Origin of the sequence: Thalassobacillus sp. CUG 92003 (genome assembly GCF_013618635.1) — a bacterium.
Classification (GTDB): domain Bacteria; phylum Bacillota; class Bacilli; order Bacillales; family Halobacillaceae; genus CUG-92003.
Genome location: NZ_JABLSJ010000002.1, coordinates 259,271 through 274,526 on the forward strand (window position 1 = coordinate 259,271; position 15,256 = coordinate 274,526).

The 15,256-nt window shown below is 46.0% G+C and carries 15 protein-coding genes and 1 riboswitch; of the genes, 3 read left to right on the top strand and 12 right to left on the bottom strand.

The features are described from left to right. Positions 1 to 46: 46 nt before the first annotated feature. A complete protein-coding gene (locus tag HOP45_RS03930; RefSeq protein WP_181347603.1) occupies positions 47 to 922 on the top strand; it encodes a 5'-3' exonuclease in 876 nt (291 codons plus the stop codon). A gap of 52 nt (positions 923 to 974) precedes the next feature. Here the strand turns inward: HOP45_RS03930 and HOP45_RS03935 are convergent, their stop codons facing one another. The 8 genes from HOP45_RS03935 to HOP45_RS03970 all read right to left on the bottom strand — a co-directional run bounded on the left by HOP45_RS03935 (position 975) and on the right by HOP45_RS03970 (position 8,452). After that, positions 975 to 1,670, bottom strand: a complete 696-nt coding sequence (locus HOP45_RS03935) for an AIM24 family protein (RefSeq protein ID WP_181347604.1) — start codon at positions 1,668 to 1,670, stop codon at positions 975 to 977. Positions 1,671 to 1,851: 181 nt separating this feature from the next. After that, on the bottom strand, positions 1,852 to 2,484 hold the full coding sequence (locus HOP45_RS03940; RefSeq protein ID WP_181347605.1) for an SDR family oxidoreductase: 633 nt from the start codon (positions 2,482 to 2,484) through the stop codon (positions 1,852 to 1,854). 97 nt (positions 2,485 to 2,581) lie between these two features. Further along, entirely contained in the window at positions 2,582 to 3,517 is a 936-nt protein-coding gene (locus HOP45_RS03945) for a PD-(D/E)XK nuclease family protein (protein WP_181347606.1), read from the bottom strand. 54 nt (positions 3,518 to 3,571) lie between these two features. Then, a complete protein-coding gene (locus HOP45_RS03950; protein ID WP_181347607.1) occupies positions 3,572 to 3,877 on the bottom strand; it encodes an MGMT family protein in 306 nt (101 codons plus the stop codon). Between the two features lie 15 nt (positions 3,878 to 3,892). Next, positions 3,893 to 4,357, bottom strand: a complete 465-nt coding sequence (locus HOP45_RS03955; RefSeq protein ID WP_181347608.1) for an acyl-CoA thioesterase — start codon at positions 4,355 to 4,357, stop codon at positions 3,893 to 3,895. A gap of 133 nt (positions 4,358 to 4,490) precedes the next feature. Beyond that, positions 4,491 to 4,673, bottom strand: a riboswitch (cobalamin riboswitch). 46 nt (positions 4,674 to 4,719) lie between these two features. After that, entirely contained in the window at positions 4,720 to 5,292 is a 573-nt protein-coding gene (locus HOP45_RS03960) for a hypothetical protein (protein WP_181347609.1), read from the bottom strand. Between the two features lie 257 nt (positions 5,293 to 5,549). Next, complete coding sequence (locus HOP45_RS03965; protein WP_181347610.1) at positions 5,550 to 6,947, bottom strand: sucrose-specific PTS transporter subunit IIBC; 1,398 nt, start codon at positions 6,945 to 6,947, stop codon at positions 5,550 to 5,552. 515 nt (positions 6,948 to 7,462) lie between these two features. Continuing rightward, positions 7,463 to 8,452, bottom strand: a complete 990-nt coding sequence (locus tag HOP45_RS03970) for a LacI family DNA-binding transcriptional regulator (RefSeq protein WP_181347611.1) — start codon at positions 8,450 to 8,452, stop codon at positions 7,463 to 7,465. A gap of 122 nt (positions 8,453 to 8,574) precedes the next feature. On the opposite strand from HOP45_RS03970, the gene thiD reads away from it, so the two are divergent. After that, positions 8,575 to 9,378 (top strand): bifunctional hydroxymethylpyrimidine kinase/phosphomethylpyrimidine kinase, encoded by an 804-nt coding sequence (gene thiD, locus HOP45_RS03975; protein WP_181347612.1) that lies wholly within the window; start codon positions 8,575 to 8,577, stop codon positions 9,376 to 9,378. A gap of 142 nt (positions 9,379 to 9,520) precedes the next feature. On the opposite strand, the gene trhO is transcribed toward thiD, so the two are convergent. Beyond that, entirely contained in the window at positions 9,521 to 10,465 is a 945-nt protein-coding gene (trhO, locus tag HOP45_RS03980; RefSeq protein WP_181347613.1) for an oxygen-dependent tRNA uridine(34) hydroxylase TrhO, read from the bottom strand. Between the two features lie 211 nt (positions 10,466 to 10,676). Here trhO and HOP45_RS03985 point away from each other — a divergent pair, with 211 nt between their 5' ends. Beyond that, positions 10,677 to 11,891, top strand: a complete 1,215-nt coding sequence (locus HOP45_RS03985; RefSeq protein ID WP_181347614.1) for an Nramp family divalent metal transporter — start codon at positions 10,677 to 10,679, stop codon at positions 11,889 to 11,891. A 23-nt stretch (positions 11,892 to 11,914) separates the two neighbouring features. Here the strand turns inward: HOP45_RS03985 and HOP45_RS03990 are convergent, their stop codons facing one another. From HOP45_RS03990 to HOP45_RS04000, 3 genes are all read right to left on the bottom strand, one after another. Further along, positions 11,915 to 13,252 (bottom strand): MFS transporter, encoded by a 1,338-nt coding sequence (locus tag HOP45_RS03990; protein WP_181347615.1) that lies wholly within the window; start codon positions 13,250 to 13,252, stop codon positions 11,915 to 11,917. Between the two features lie 161 nt (positions 13,253 to 13,413). Continuing rightward, positions 13,414 to 13,962, bottom strand: coding sequence for a cysteine hydrolase family protein (locus HOP45_RS03995; protein WP_181347616.1), 549 nt, complete (start codon positions 13,960 to 13,962; stop codon positions 13,414 to 13,416). A gap of 55 nt (positions 13,963 to 14,017) precedes the next feature. Beyond that, the gene (locus HOP45_RS04000) at positions 14,018 to 15,244 is read right to left on the bottom strand and encodes an MFS transporter (protein WP_181347617.1); all 1,227 of its coding nucleotides are present in this window, start codon (positions 15,242 to 15,244) and stop codon (positions 14,018 to 14,020) included. Positions 15,245 to 15,256 lie beyond the last annotated feature (12 nt).

Genomic DNA, 15,256 nt, shown 5'->3' on the forward strand with positions numbered 1-15,256 from the left:
ACCTGTTATAATAGAGGAAAATCGCTAGAAAAGGAGTCTTATAGATATGGCACAAAACCGCATCATGCTCGTAGATGGGATGGCTCTTTTGTTTAGAGCTTTTTACGCGACCGCTATGAGCAATTATTTTATGGTGAACAGCAAAGGGGTCCCGACAAACGGGGTGTATGGGTTTGTTAAGCATTTATTTACGGCTGTGGATACATATCAGCCCAGTCATGTCATTTGCTGCTGGGATATGGGGAGTACGACATTTCGGAATGAGATTTTTCCCGACTATAAAGCGAACCGGGGTGAACCGCCGGTTGAACTGATCCCCCAATTTGATTTAGTTAAGGAAGTAACGGCCTCGCTGGATATCCCGAACGTAGGAGTGAAAGGGTATGAAGCGGACGATTGCATCGGCACATTAAGTCAAGCCTACAAACAGGATGCTGAAGTGTTGGTGTTGACAGGTGATCAGGATATGCTGCAATTGCTTGATGCCAATATCAAAGTCATTCTGCTGAAAAAAGGGTACGGCAATTACGGAGAATATCAGCCGCATACGTTTGAGGAGGAAAAAGGCATCACACCTGCTCAGATGGTGGATTTGAAAGCACTGATGGGGGATAGCAGTGATAATTATCCCGGAGTGAGAGGCATTGGAGAAAAAACCGCTTTGAAAATGCTCAAGGAACATGGCACGATCGAAGGGATACTGGAGAATATCGCTTCGCTTACCAAAGGCCAAAAAGAAAAAATCGAGCGGGATATGGAGATGCTTCATTTGTCTCGAAAACTGGCTCGGATCGAGTGTGCGGCCGATGTTAATTGTTCATTGGAAGATGCTGTGTATCACATCAATCGCGAAGCCATGATGACCAAATTTACGGAGCTGGAATTTAAAAACATTTCTTCTCTTATTAAGGCGACATCATAAGCCAGGATCAGAAAACCCATAAGCCTCACGCCGGCTTATGGGTTCCTTATTATCATTTACTTTCTTGTTGTGCGCTGCCTTCTTCGAACGGTTGCACAACCACGAAACCTTCACCTGCAAACTTCATTTGGATTGATTCGCCGCTGCCTCGGCCGATAAACGTTTTAAATGACACATCCGTTTGGAATTCGGGTTCCAGATGTTCTGACCAGGCGACGGTAGCGTTGGGATCTGTTAAAACAGGCTCGCCCGGCTTGACCAGTAAAGTCAATGGTTCGTAGTGGGAGGTGATGGCCACCCGCCCGTGCCCTCTTAAATGAACGTTAAACAGTCCGCCTGACATCATCCCGGCCACTTTTTTCATCAATTTGATATCCCAATCAATACCGGATTCAAATGCAAGTATATCGTTGCCGTTAACTGTGATGGCATCATTATTCAATTCCAATATCGTAATTTTCTTACCTTGATCTGCTAAGTAAAGCGTGCCTTGCCCCTGTGCTTTCATTAACGAACTGCCTTCACCTGAGAAGGCTTTTTTAAACATCTTTCCGACGCCATGCTCCAGAATCCCTTCGCGCACAAACTTGATTTCCCCGTTGTATGAAATCATAGCGCCTGCCTTAGCCCACACATCCCCTTGTAAATTAACTTCTAAAATACGTTCCGTTTCCAATTCGAAATGGTCGTTCTCGTTTTTATCCTGCTGTGTCTTGCGAATAAATTCGTCAATTGAATAATTACTCATTGGCTCACTCCTTAATAGTAGGGCGGATTTGTGTGGCCCTTTTAGTATTGAATGGCGGTAACGAAGACAATGTTCAATTATATGCCAGCGATTGAAGAACTTGATTTCATATAAAGGCAGAGCTCGAGCAATAGAAAAAAAGAACAAGCTTATAATCAAGCTTGTTCTTGGTGGGGAGATATTAAAGACTTCTTAAAGCTTCTTCAATTGGAGTGTCTCCGGATACCATTTCGAACGTTTTGTGGAAGACACTTTGCTCTTCTAGGCATTGAATCATCGTTTTGGCAACGTCTGCCCGAGGCACTGAACCGCGTTCGACTTCTTTGCCTACCTGGATGTTGTCGGTAGGTTCTTCATCCGTCAAAGCACCCGGACGTACGATCGTGTAGTCCAATTCTGTGCCGCGCAAGTATTCATCTGCTTCACCTTTCATCTGAAGGTAAAACTTCAATTCTTCAGGACCGCGCTCAGGATTGTCAGCTGCCATCGCGCTCAACATGACGAATTTTTTGATGCCGAAGTTTTCGGTAGCTTGCATTAAATTGATAGCTCCGTCACGATCGACCGATTTTGTTTTATCCGATCCCGTACTAGAGCCTGATCCTGCAGCGAAGATGATGGCGTCTTTGCCTTTCACGGCTTGACCGACATCGCCTTCTAAGTCTGCTAAAATAGGGTTGGCTCCCATCATTTCCATTTCGGATTTTTGTTCTTCTTTACGAACCATGGCATGAGCTGTGTGGCCGGCTGCTTCTAAGTTTTGCACAATAAGACGGCCTGTTTTTCCATTCGCTCCTGCTACAAGTACTTCCATTTATAACGACTCCTTTCAAGTAAAAACAATGTCACTCCTACATGTTGCCTTTTTTTCGGTGCTTCAAACATCAACACGTGAAAGGAAAAGGAGCGGTTCAGCCGAAACAGAGCTCATAATAATTACATCTGCTGCATTTCCATTCTTCCGGCTGCATCGGAAATGCTTCCAACGGTTTCGGTTGATTCTGGGTCGTGTCATCTAGATAGTTCAGCATTTCCTGGATGCTCATGTTGAATAAATTTTGGACATTCGCAAGGTCTTGTGACTCAAGCGTATATTCCTGACATGTTCCCTCAAGCAAGTACTCATTGCGAATAACAATATCATCCAGTGATGGGATATTGAATTTTTGCTTCAAGTAAAGGGCATACAAGGCCAGTTGATTACGATCTTCTTCTGATTTTTTCCCTGTTTTCCAATCAATAATGACCCATTTGTGGTTATGGAGGTTGCGGTAAACGAGGTCCATGACGACAAAGATTTTAATATCGCCGACCATCATGTATCGGAATTGTTCAGCTTCTATAAATTCCATTTGGTTTTGATTTTGTAACTCTTGAAAAGTCCGGCTGTTTAAGAAATGGTGCACGACGGAATGAAGACGTTCGTTGATTTTGGCTACTTTCTCTTTGGGGAGTTGATTGTCCTGGCTATAGTAAATTTCATGCATCATCGTGTAGTGCTTGGGCCGGTGAAACCATAGGTTCTCCTTCTTGGTAGAGTCGACAAAACCCTGGTTCAAGTGGTGGCGAATGTCATCAATCAAGGTTTCTTCTATGGGGATTTCACCGTTATGTAAGTACGATTGGATAGCTTGATACATTTTATCGTGCACGATGCTGCCAAAGAGCATTTCAAGATTAGTGATTTTCTTTAGGCGGTAAGTATGTTTAGCTAGTGACAGGGCATCGCGAAGCCATCCATTATGAGAGATGTAGTAATCGTAAGCATACTTACGGGGGCATTCGAGCATCGTCTTATGACGTGAAAGCGACCAGGACAGCTCAGGATAATGCTTGATTTCAAACATTGTAGATTCCTCCAGAATGGGCTTATTAAAGGACCACCCTCAAGCAGGAAACGATTAAGGGTGGTGTTGATAGATAGCGAGATTCACTGTCCCTGACGACGTGACATCCACGTGTTCGTCGTTTAATGCCAGTCTTTGTTCTTCATAGATTTCGCTATTTTGAATCGCGATTTTCCCTTGAGCATTAATCACGCGGTGCCAGGGAAGCTGATGGGCGCGACTCATGGAATGGAGGATACGGGCGACTTGCCTTGCCGCTTTGGGGTTGCCGGCGCATCCGGCAATTTGGCCATAGGTCATGACCTTACCCGGCGGTATGGATTGAATAATCGTGATGACCTGGCGTGTAAACGGCTGCATCCGATCATCCTTCCTTTAGTCAGACTCGTTGATCCGTTTTTGTTTGCGTTCCTGATAGTTTTCGAACAACTGCTTTTCTTCAGCGGTTTCAGGGACCACCTGGGGAACAGCGCAAGGGCGGCCGTGTTCATCTTTGGCCACCATCGTTAAAAAAGATGTCGTGGTCAACGTCGTTTCGCCGTTCAATAAATCTTCGCTTTCCACTTTCACGTACACTTCCATTGAACTTCTTCCTGTACCTGTTACGAACGCTTCGAGCGTCAAAATATGCCCCACTTTCGCAGAAGACATGAATTGGACGCGATCCATAGAAGCGGTGACCACGACTTTCCGGCAATGTTTCATCGCGGAAATAGCAGCAATCTCATCGATGTAGGCAAGCACCTGACCGCCGAAGATGGTTTCCATATGATTGGTATCCGGCGGCAGGACGAGTCGAGTTTGAATGGTTCGCGATTGGTTCGATGATACGGTTTCCATTTTGCATTCCTCCTGATTGATCTGATCAAATTAAAAAAACCCTTTCGTTAGGGCAGTAGATCGAATCAGGACACACGGGCAGAATACCAGCGTGCGTAACCTCATTCAACCTCCTTTAAATCCCGAAGAAGTGTTGAGTATGTAAAATCAGGCAGGTCTCCTGGCTAGTGCTTACCTCATTACGGCCTTCCCATGACGAATCATAGTGGCATTGGGGTAATGAGTGAGGGCACTTACAGTTGCGGGTACAGCTCTGGTTTTGCACCAGATTCTCTATTAAGTCCGACAATCGGACACCTATTTTACGAATCATGTTAATGATCTTACTCTCATATTTATTGTAGCCGTTATGAGAAGGGAATTCAACGCGTAGAGCGTGCCCTTCTTTTCCGTTTATAGATGAATAGACCGAGAACGAGTATGACAATGCCGCCAATTACGTAAGGGAAGCGGCTCGGGCCAAGGGAGTCTTCTAAGTTGACTTCTTCATCAGGACGCTCGCCATCCCCCAGGATTCTCATGTCTCCTTCAGCTGAATCAAGGGACGTTGTGCGGCTGCATAAGTCTGTCTTTAGTTCGCCGTCATGTTCATTGGCATAAATTAAGTATTCTTCTCCTTCTTCAAAAGGGAACCCACAACTGGCTGAACTTTCAGCTGTTGCTACGATCTGCTGGGATTCTGAGGCGTTCTTCCAGGTTTCATCGACTTCAACCAAGACCTTCACAGGGTCAAGACTGGATTGGAGCCCACCAGAACTGTCTTCTTTTTCAATTTTTACGATTTTCCCTGAAAAAACAGCATCGTTCGTCTTATAGGCTGTTTGTGCAGGAGGCGGTTCGGTGCAAGAGCATGCAGAGACAGGTGAGGGAAGCGCTGCGAATGCAATATAAATAAGTGTTATCATCGATAGTAGTGTTGCACATATAGATTTCATCATCATCCTCCTGACTCATATTTATTCGTTCCATGAGTGCTGTAAAAGGGGGGCGACAACCTATGGTAAAAGATTTCGGTGGTTACAATCTTTTCGGCATCCATCTCGAACGTCTCCCGCTTCCACTGTGGCCAGCGGGTTCTAAAGGCCCTAGCAGCACATTTCACTCTATAACTATGAGTCGATTACGATCGCAAGAATGTTACGCTCCTAAAAAATATCCCGAACCACACGGGTGCGTGGTTCGGGATACGGAACTATTGATCCAACATCTTATCTGAAAATCCAAACGACCAGGTCAAACCGAAAGCGATGCCAATGGCCAAGAGGTTGGTGATCAGGTATAGCAGAAACTGCTCATTTAAATACAACAGTGAACCTGGAATAACGGTGATGGCCATGCCGGTTGCTTTAAGTCCGACAAGCGAGGCGAAGAATCCGCCAATACCGCCGCCAATCAAGCCCATTACAAAAGGTTTCATGTAACGTAAATTCACCCCGAAAATGGCGGGTTCTGTAATGCCGAGAAAGGCAGACAAAGCTGACGGCAGTGACAACGCCTTCAATTGCTTGGACTTCGTTTTTAAACCTACTGCTAAAGCGGCTCCGCCTTGAGCTGCGATCGATGCTGTAATAATCGGGTTAAACGGGTTGAAGTCCGTTCGTTCTAACAACTGAATCTCAAGCAGATTGAAGATATGATGCACCCCGGTGATCACGATGATTTGGTGCACAAATCCAATAATCAATCCGCTAAGTCCGAGCGGCAATTCCAAGATGTAGCGCGTACCTTCAAAGATAGCGTTTTCGACTGCATGGAAAACGGGCCCGATTAAGAAAAGAGCTAACGTAATCATAATGAGAAGGACAAGGAAAGGCGTTAAAATCAAATCAAGCGATTCGGGCACCCGTTTGCGGATCGCTTTCTCCAATTTTGCCCCCACTACCCCGGTAATAAAGGCCGGCAAGACGGAGCCTTGATAGCCTAGAACCGGAATGAACCCTAAGAACATAAGCGGTTCTGCGTTTCCTTCCGCAATTTCCCATGCGTTAGGGAGGGAAGGGGAGACGAGCATGAGTCCGATGACTATGCCGACGATCGGACTTCCGCCAAATACCCTGAACGTTGACCAGGCCACGAGCGCCGGTAGAAATATAAATGCCGTATCCGTTAAAATTTGCGTGAATAATATGAAATTCTCAGAGATACTTTCTGGTGTCAGCCCGAATAAGGCTAATATTTTTTCTTGCGTGACGAGGCCGCGCAGCCCCATAAATAGACCAGTCGCTACTAAGGCAGGGATGATAGGAACGAAGACGTCCCCAAAGGTTCGGATGGCCCTTTGAAATGTATTACCCTGGTTTTGCGTTGCTTCTTCTTTGACTTCCGATTTACTTTTCCCATCTACATTAAACTTTGTCACTTCTTCGTAGATTCGATTGACCGTGCCGGTTCCAAAGATCACTTGCAGCTGGCCAGCGTTGTAAAATGCGCCCTTAACTTTTTCAATGTTTTCCAAAGCAGGGATGTCCGCTTTCTCTTTGTCATAAAGCATGATCCGAAGCCGTGAAGCGCAATGCGCGACCGATTGGATATTTTCTTCTCCGCCTGCGGCATCAATAACGTCACGGGCAATCTGGGAGTTATCTGCCATTTACCACACACTCCTTTAAACATAATAAAGATGGAATCGATTCCACATGACATAAAAGTCGTTTTTAATTGGTTCTGTTAATGCTTAGTGTTGAACTTCCATATAAGCCTCCTTCATTCCTGAGGACTCAAATTCAACATTGTTTAGGCCGTTTACAGTACTTGAGCTAGGGTTGGCTGGGGAACAACTCGCTTTCCTGCGGGGGAACCGGCAAGCCTCCTCGCTCGCTGCGCTCTCTGTGGGGTCTCGCCGAGCCCCTTCTCCCGCGGGAGTCTCGTCGTTCCCCAGCCAACCCATTTTCATTAGATAACGGCCATTTCCATAGTAGAAAAGGTACGCAGCTGTCCAGAACTTAAAATCTTTAAAATCAACCCTTCCACAATTCCGCTGAACAACCCTTTGTGTGGGTCAGTCGACAACACTGTTTAACAGAACAGTTCGTTTATAAAAATAAGTGCTAAATACAAGGAAACTAGGCAGTGGAATCGATTCCATGATTGCGCTTTCAAGTAGAACTATACACTATCTCGTAAAATCAGTCTATACGAGAGTTTTAATTTTTCAGAATTTTGTTCATGGTTAATTTTACCTAATAATAAGCGCGCCGCATGCTGTCCAGCTTCTTGATTATAATAATCAATGGTCGTCAGGGCCGGCGTAATATACTTAGACATGACGGAGGCACCGATGCCGGCTATCGCCATATCAGCGGGAATCCTGAAGCCTTGTTCTTTTAAGTATTCCATGGCTCCGACAGCCATGCGATCCGTGACCGCGAAAACAGCGGAAGGCAGGTCATCTTTGCTAGTGTGAAGGATGGATTTCATCGCTTCGTAACCGGAATCGATGCTGAAGTCACCCACAGCCATCCAATGGTCTTTTACGGGTAAATTCCGCTCTTTCAATTTATCCAGGTAGGCTTGTTCACGCAACTGCCCGACAGCAGGGTCATCATTGCTGATGCCAATGAACGCCAGTCGGGTGTACCCTTTGTTGAGCAGCATAGTGGTCATATCGGCGGAAGCATCATAATCGTTGTAGGCAAGTGACGTGACGCCGGGTAATTTTTGGCCGAGGCATACGACAGGGATAGCAGCAGCTTGGATAGCGTCCAGTAAGGGCTGGTTCACATTGGTGGCTAGAATGAGAATCCCATCGACATGGCGGCTTTTCAGGAGTCGTATATATTCAACTTCTTTTTGCTTATTCAATTCGGTATCCGTTAAGAGAATTTGAAACCCTTCATTAGAAAGGACATCATTGACACCATTCACCACACGGCTTGACGTTTCAGTGCTTATTTTAGGTAAAATAACACCGATTACGCCGGAACGTTTAGTGCGAAGTGATTTAGCTGACAAGCTTGGCATGTAGCCAGTTTCTTTTACAATAGCCATGATTTTATTGCGGACCTCTTCGCTGACATACCCACTGTCATTCAGGGCACGAGAAACGGTCGTTCTTGAAACGTCAGCCATTTTGGCGATATCGTTAATCGTAGTCATCATTTTCCTCCATCTTAATCAATGTCAATTTATATAGTAGAGAAAGATACAGATATTGTCTATAGTTTAACGTGCAATGCCGAGGGAAATGACTCAAGAAGATAGGAGAAAGGACGGATAAGATGTTCATACCGAGAGTATTGTCCATAGCCGGCTCAGCTGCTCAAGCCAGTGCTGGCATCCAGGCGGATTTGAAAACATTTCAAGAGCAGGACGTCTATGGCATGAGTGCCATTACAGCGATTGTGGCCAATAATTCCAAAACAGCACAAGGTATGTTTACACATTCAGTTGAAGCGATTGAAGCACAGATTTACGCCGCGTGGGAGCATGTCGGTATTGATGCTTTGAAAACCGGCATGTTGTTTACAGAAGAGATCATTGTACAGGTCGCTTCCCAGATTGAAGCGGCTGAGGTTGAGCACGTCGTAGTGGATCCTGTTATGATCGGGAAAATGGGGTCGAAACTATTGCAAGATGACGCCATTGAGACAATGAAGCAGAAACTTATTCCTTTGGCCACACTTGTCACCCCCAATTTGCAGGAGGCAGCTCATTTATTGAATGAACCTGAAGCGTCTTCGCCTGATGAGATGAGAGAAGCGGCCCGCAAGCTGTATGGTCTCGGTCCGTCATATATTTTGCTGAAGGGAGGGGGTCTTAAGGGCCATCCCGCGATTGATATTCTCTACGATGGTTCTGAGTTTATAGAATTGGAATCCCGACGCATCCCTACCATACACACAAGTGGGGCCGGTTGTACCTATTCAGCAGCGATTGCAGCTCAACTTGCCAAAGGCAACTCAGTAACGGAATCCGTTAGGGAAGCGAAGGCATTTGTAACCAGTGCCATTGAGCATGCCCTGTCCTTTGAGAGAGGAATCGGGTCAACTTATCATGCTGCTTACCGAAAATTTAAGAAATGACGGAAACAGCTAAGACGCGCAGGAAAGTGGCTTATTTTAGCAAAGCGGTAAGAGAACGCTTTTCTGATACACAAAAATAGCCGAACGGATCAGCGTTCGGCATTTTTGATGTTATTTAGTTTTCTCCCAGCCTGTCGTTATACTAGGAGGGCATGTGATCATATTTATCGATTTGTTTGCCGCGTTCTGCATCCCAACGATTCTCAGGATGTTCGAGGCATTCAGTGGTGCAAGCTGCATGGTGTTCTTGTTCACAGTCTTCACAACACACATACTGGCGATTACAGACAGGGTTGCTGCAATTGATATAACGATCTTCTGACTTACCGCAATGTTCGCATTGAGCAATCACGACGTCTTCTTCAGTTTGATTGACAGGTACCGTCACCCGTTCATCAAACACGTAGCACTTCCCATCGAATAAGCGGCCTTGCACGTCAGGATCCTTACTGTACGAGTTAATACCGCCTTCGAGCTGGTAAACATCATCAACGCCATTTTTCTTCAAGATGCCGGTTAATTTTTCGCAACGAATACCGCCTGTACAATACGTCAGCACTTTTTTGTCTTTCCACTGGTCGGCGTTCTCAGCAATCCATTCTGGAAATTCACGGGAATGCTCGACTTCAGGTCTGATCGCGTCACGGAAATGACCGACGCGGTACTCATATTCATTCCGGCCATCGATTACGATTGTATCTTCGTCCTGCAGCATGTCATAAAATTCCTTTGGTTTAAGGTGCTGCCCACCGAAGGATTTCGGATCAATATCATCGTTCTCAATACGCCAGGTGACGAGCTCAGGTTTGGGGCGGACGTGCATTTTCTTAAAGGTATGTCCCTCAGCTTCGTCAATTTTAAATTCAATATCAGCAAAACGCTTGTCAGAACGGACATAATCCATGTATTGTTCTACTTGCTCAACTGTGCCGGATACGGTTCCATTCAACCCTTCCGGAGCGACGATAATGCGCCCTTTGAGGCCGAGATCTTTACAGAACTGCAAATGGTCTTCGGCATATTCTTCGAAGTCAGGCAAGTCGACATATTTATAATACAGCAGAACTCGGTAATCGTGTGAGCTCATAGGTATTCCTCCTGTATTTAAAAATCTTTATTAAAATTATTCCATTCCTTATCATATTCATTTTTATGAAAAAATTCAACCCTGTCGATTTGATTGGGGCCACCACGGCCTAAGAGCGTGGATGGGCTGGGTCTGCAACAACTCGCTAGGGGTTTGCGTTTACCTTCACCTTCCTTATAATGAGGATAATAAGTAAAGGAGGCTTACGTGAATGGCAGCGAAAGAAAGCACGTTCAAGCGAAGGTTGAAAAACATTGGTCCAGGTGCCATTGTAGGAGCCGCCATCATTGGTCCAGGTACAGTGACGACCGCCAGTAATGTCGGGGCAGAGTTTGGTTACGCCCTTATTTGGGCATTGGTATTTTCCATTATTGCCACGATGTTTCTGCAGGAAATGGTCACCCGGCTTGGTGTTATAACGCGTAAAGACCTGAGTACGATTTTACGCGAACAATTTACAAGCCCTGTATTAAAATGGTTGACGATTTTGCTGATTATCGCAGCTATTGTAATTGGTAGTGCAGCTTATGAAGCGGGTAATATTGTCGGCGGTGCAATCGGCATGGCCGAAATCACAGGCCTGCCTAACAACGTGGTCAGTATCATGATTGGCGTAGCGGCAGGTTTGTTGTTATGGATCGGACGCTATAAAGTGATAGAACGTATTTTTGTCATCATGATTATATTGATGAGTCTCAGTTTCATCTTGACGGCGATTGTCGTCCGGCCAGACGTATCGGCTATCTTTGCTGAAGGCTTTGTACCGACCGTTTCGTCGGGGAATGTATTGTTAATCATATCCTTGATAGGTACTACAATTGTTCCGTATACACTATTTTTGCAGTCCTCTACAGTTCAAGAGAGGTTTAGCGGTGAAGCGGAATTAAAGGACAGCCGTTTTGATGTGATCTTGACCATGGCTGTTTGTGGGATCATGTCGGTGGCAATTATTATTACTGCAGCCGTGGCGTTTCCGATTGGGACAACCATCAACGACCCTGGAGCGATGGCTGAGCAATTACAGCCTTTATTGGGGTCATGGGCGAAATACGTCTTTGCCTTCGGGATTTTTGCAGCCGGGATTACGTCTTCCATGACAGCTCCATTAGCAGCTGCCTATGCAACATCTGGCGCAATGGGGTGGGGAAAGGACTTGAGGTCCCCTAAGTTCCGAGCTGTATGGATGGGCATCCTGATCATCGGTATTATTTTTTCAGGGATGGGGTATGACCCTATTCAGTTAATTGTCTTTGCTCAGTATGCAAACGGATTAATTCTTCCGATTATTGTCTTGTTTCTTATGTTTGCCATGAATAACAGCAAAACACTTCGAGGGCATACGAATACGCTATGGATCAACATTGCTGGCTGGTTGATTTTTGCTATTACGGTGATGCTGTCACTTATCTCATTTGGTTTATTCTAAGCTGGCCAATCAGCAGGTGTTCGCTAAGACTGAACGCCTGCTGATTTTTTGACGTACATCAAATAAGAAACTAAAGAGAGCAGCATCAGCATGATCAAGGTGGCAAATGGCAGAAGGAATGCATCAGCGTGATAAGGTTTGGTACTGGTTTCCAACAAAATCCCAGCAAGCACAGAGCCCGAAGCACTGCCAATAAAATGGGTTTGCTGTTTCATGCCGATGCCGGCGCCAATCTCGGGGTCCGGCAAAATGCGCGACACTTCATTCGTCGAACTTGACGAAAGACTGGAAAATCCAAAGCTGGTAAACATGTAAGCCAACATAATCATATAAACGTTAACCGCACCCAGGGAAAACAGTAACAGGGTGGAGAGGATTAACACACCTTGAGCTAAGGCCATGACAGTGATATTGCCGAAGCGATCCATGAGACGACCGACGAAAATAGCGGCCACAGCTGAAAGCATGGCCCCAGGGAAAATAATCAACCCGATCGCAGCCGGTTCGTGTTCATACACCTGCTGAAGCATAATGGGAATGAGAAACAGCATGGCGAAATGGGTGGCAAAGACAAAGTAAGTCATATAGAGAAGCCACCGATATGGCGTTCGTCTCAGCAGCTCCGGTTGGATGAAGGGTGCATCCGTCCGATTAATGCGCAACCATAGCATGAAGATCAACACGATTCCGGCAGTCAGGAAGTACCAATGGAAGGTGGAGATGTAAAGGAGGAACAACGTCACGCCTCCCCCCGTGAGCAAAGCACCGAGTAGATCGAAGCGGCCCTGTTGCGAAGGTTCGCTCGGCATTAAGCGGAAAAGGATTGGAATCACCAGCATAACGAGAACCGTTACCATAAATAAATAATTCCAATTTAAATAATCCGTAATGGCCCCTCCGACCACGGGTCCGAGGCCAAATCCGAGCGACGAAGCTGAAGCGATTAAAGCCATGGCTCTTCCTCTGCGATTAAATGGGATAAAACGCCCGGCAAACACCATCGACAAGCCCGGGATGGCTGCTGCTCCTGCTGCTTGGGCAAGCCTTGCCCCCATAAGCCAAAGAAAGCTGTCAGCAAAAAAACCAGCCAGTGAAGCTGACCCAAAAATGGTGATTCCGGTAATCAGCAGTTTCCGAATCGGGAGGTAGTCTGAGAGTCTCGTATAGGTGATGGTGAAAATGGCGAGAACAATGGAATAGCCGGAAACGATCCATGCTCCTTCAGAAGGCTGTAATGAAAATTCAGTAAGAATGTTCGGCAAGGCCACATTAAACATCGTGGTGTTCATGACCACGAGCCAGACCGCACTGCTTAGCAACAGTACGGTCTTAAAATAACCTGACTGATTTTCCTGATCCATCACCAACCCTCCTTAACCTGCATGCCGTACTGTAAACACTCGAAAACTATAACATAGCCTCAGGGGGAATAAAACCATTCTGTTTTCCCTGTGTTATCCCTGGTGCAACACAAAAAAGCCGACCCTGATGGCCGGCCTTGCGCACGTTGCACTCGCTTCTTCTAGTGGATGGTTACTCCGAGCGCCGTTTTGAAATGGTCTAAAGCCCACGCGTGACCTGTTGGGTTAAAACTGGCAACAGCTTGCTCGTGGATGACCAGCTTGAACCCTATGTTATAAGCGTCGATGGCTGTATGGAGCACGCAAATATCCGTGCAAACACCGCTCAAGTGAAGCTCTTCTATTCCGCGTTCCCGTAATTTTAACAAGAGATCTGTACCGGCGAAGGCACTATAACGTGTTTTATCGAGTTGATATACATGGTCTTGGTGTACATTCTCTTCTAGAACAGTCTGCAGTTCCCCGTATAAGTCGCGTCCCTTTGTGCCCCTGATATTGTGACGCGGAAATAAGGCTGTTTCAGGATGGAAGCGGTCATGTTCTTCGTGCAGATCTATGGCAAACACGACAAAATCGCCACTTTGAATAAACGACCTGGTAAGTTGAACGAGTTCAGTTTCAATGGATTGACCCGGCTCTCCGCATGTCAAAGCGCCTTCGTCTGCCACGAAGTCGCGCGTATAATCGATCGTGATGAGCGCTTTCTTCATAAGGCACCTCCTAAATGTATATACACCTATCTTACCATAAGGCGTACTTGTATGATTAGGCAGAATGGGTTTGACGCATGACGTTAGGGTGGCGGAGCATGGAAATCATCATCAAAACACCGCTTATGATCAGCAATGAACTCGTCACAAAAAAGACGGATGAAAACCCAAAAAACCCTGACAGCATCCCGCCGAGCGCAGGACCGATAATATTGCCGAGAAAGCGTATGCTGGTGTTATATCCGAGAACTTCACCTTGCATAGCAATTGGGGCTTCCTGCCTGATATAAGCGGTACGCACCGGGATAAGTCCCCCAATTGAAACCCCAAGCAGGAATCGCAGAATAACAAGCTGCCATACGTTGGCTACGAATGCTCCTGGAAAATATACGATTCCTGCCATGAAAAGCAGCAAGACCAGCACTTTGATATAGCCGATTTTATCAGCAATACGGCCCCAACGTTTAGCCATCAGAAGATTTCCGACGCCGGCAGCAGAAAAGGCGATCCCTGAGAAGAAGGCAAGATTTGCTGTGCCATGCAGCTCTCCGACATATAAGGAGAGAATCGGCTGAATACTGAAGTGCGCGATCTGAACAGTCAAGGAAGTAAGCATCACCATTAATAATAAGGGGTGGCTGAAAATATGCTGCATGACTTCCTTGGACGAATAGCGTGTTTTATCCTCTTCATGATCCAATTCGATTCGTTGTTCTCGTATCCCCAGGTACACAATGACCGAAGAGATAGCCACAGTAATTGATACATATTGAAAAGTGGCAGCGTACCCGATGGTGTCAGCTATGACACCGCCCAGCAACGGACCAAGCAAACTGCCGGTAATGCTTCCGGTTTGCAAAGTCCCCAATACTTGTCCGGCGATGTGTTTCGGTGTCTGCGTAGAGATCAGTGCCTGGGACATCGGAATGAACCCTGTGAAAACACCCATGAATAAACGTAACAAAAACAATTGCCACACAGAGGTTGCGAGTCCCATCATAAAAACGGACACAGCAAGCCCTAAAGCCGATATGATTAATATATTCTTACGTCCATAGCGGTCTCCGATTTTCCCCCATATCGGTGAACAGATAAAGGCCGTTACAAAGGTTATGCCGAATACCCATCCTGACCAGGTTTGGACATACGCATCCGTGAAGTTGCCTAAGCTTTCAATATATAATGAAATAAACGGCAATACCATTGTGATACTGCCGGCAATAAAAAAGTTAGCGAACCACATAATCCAAAGATTACGTTTAGCTCTCTGCTCTGTACTCATATGAAATCACTT

Excerpts from the sequence above, each read along its gene's own strand:
- HOP45_RS03930 (WP_181347603.1), top strand. The coding sequence starts at position 47 with ATGGCACAAAACCGCATCATGCTCGTAGATGGGATGGCTCTTTTGTTT.
- HOP45_RS03935 (WP_181347604.1), bottom strand. The coding sequence starts at position 1,670 with ATGAGTAATTATTCAATTGACGAATTTATTCGCAAGACACAGCAGGAT.
- HOP45_RS03940 (WP_181347605.1), bottom strand. The coding sequence starts at position 2,484 with ATGGAAGTACTTGTAGCAGGAGCGAATGGAAAAACAGGCCGTCTTATT.
- HOP45_RS03945 (WP_181347606.1), bottom strand. The coding sequence starts at position 3,517 with ATGTTTGAAATCAAGCATTATCCTGAGCTGTCCTGGTCGCTTTCACGT.
- HOP45_RS03950 (WP_181347607.1), bottom strand. The coding sequence starts at position 3,877 with ATGCAGCCGTTTACACGCCAGGTCATCACGATTATTCAATCCATACCG.
- HOP45_RS03955 (WP_181347608.1), bottom strand. The coding sequence starts at position 4,357 with ATGGAAACCGTATCATCGAACCAATCGCGAACCATTCAAACTCGACTC.
- HOP45_RS03960 (WP_181347609.1), bottom strand. The coding sequence starts at position 5,292 with ATGAAATCTATATGTGCAACACTACTATCGATGATAACACTTATTTAT.
- HOP45_RS03965 (WP_181347610.1), bottom strand. The coding sequence starts at position 6,947 with ATGGCAGATAACTCCCAGATTGCCCGTGACGTTATTGATGCCGCAGGC.
- HOP45_RS03970 (WP_181347611.1), bottom strand. The coding sequence starts at position 8,452 with ATGACTACGATTAACGATATCGCCAAAATGGCTGACGTTTCAAGAACG.
- thiD (WP_181347612.1), top strand. The coding sequence starts at position 8,575 with ATGTTCATACCGAGAGTATTGTCCATAGCCGGCTCAGCTGCTCAAGCC.
- trhO (WP_181347613.1), bottom strand. The coding sequence starts at position 10,465 with ATGAGCTCACACGATTACCGAGTTCTGCTGTATTATAAATATGTCGAC.
- HOP45_RS03985 (WP_181347614.1), top strand. The coding sequence starts at position 10,677 with ATGGCAGCGAAAGAAAGCACGTTCAAGCGAAGGTTGAAAAACATTGGT.
- HOP45_RS03990 (WP_181347615.1), bottom strand. The coding sequence starts at position 13,252 with ATGGATCAGGAAAATCAGTCAGGTTATTTTAAGACCGTACTGTTGCTA.
- HOP45_RS03995 (WP_181347616.1), bottom strand. The coding sequence starts at position 13,962 with ATGAAGAAAGCGCTCATCACGATCGATTATACGCGCGACTTCGTGGCA.
- HOP45_RS04000 (WP_181347617.1), bottom strand. The coding sequence starts at position 15,244 with ATGAGTACAGAGCAGAGAGCTAAACGTAATCTTTGGATTATGTGGTTC.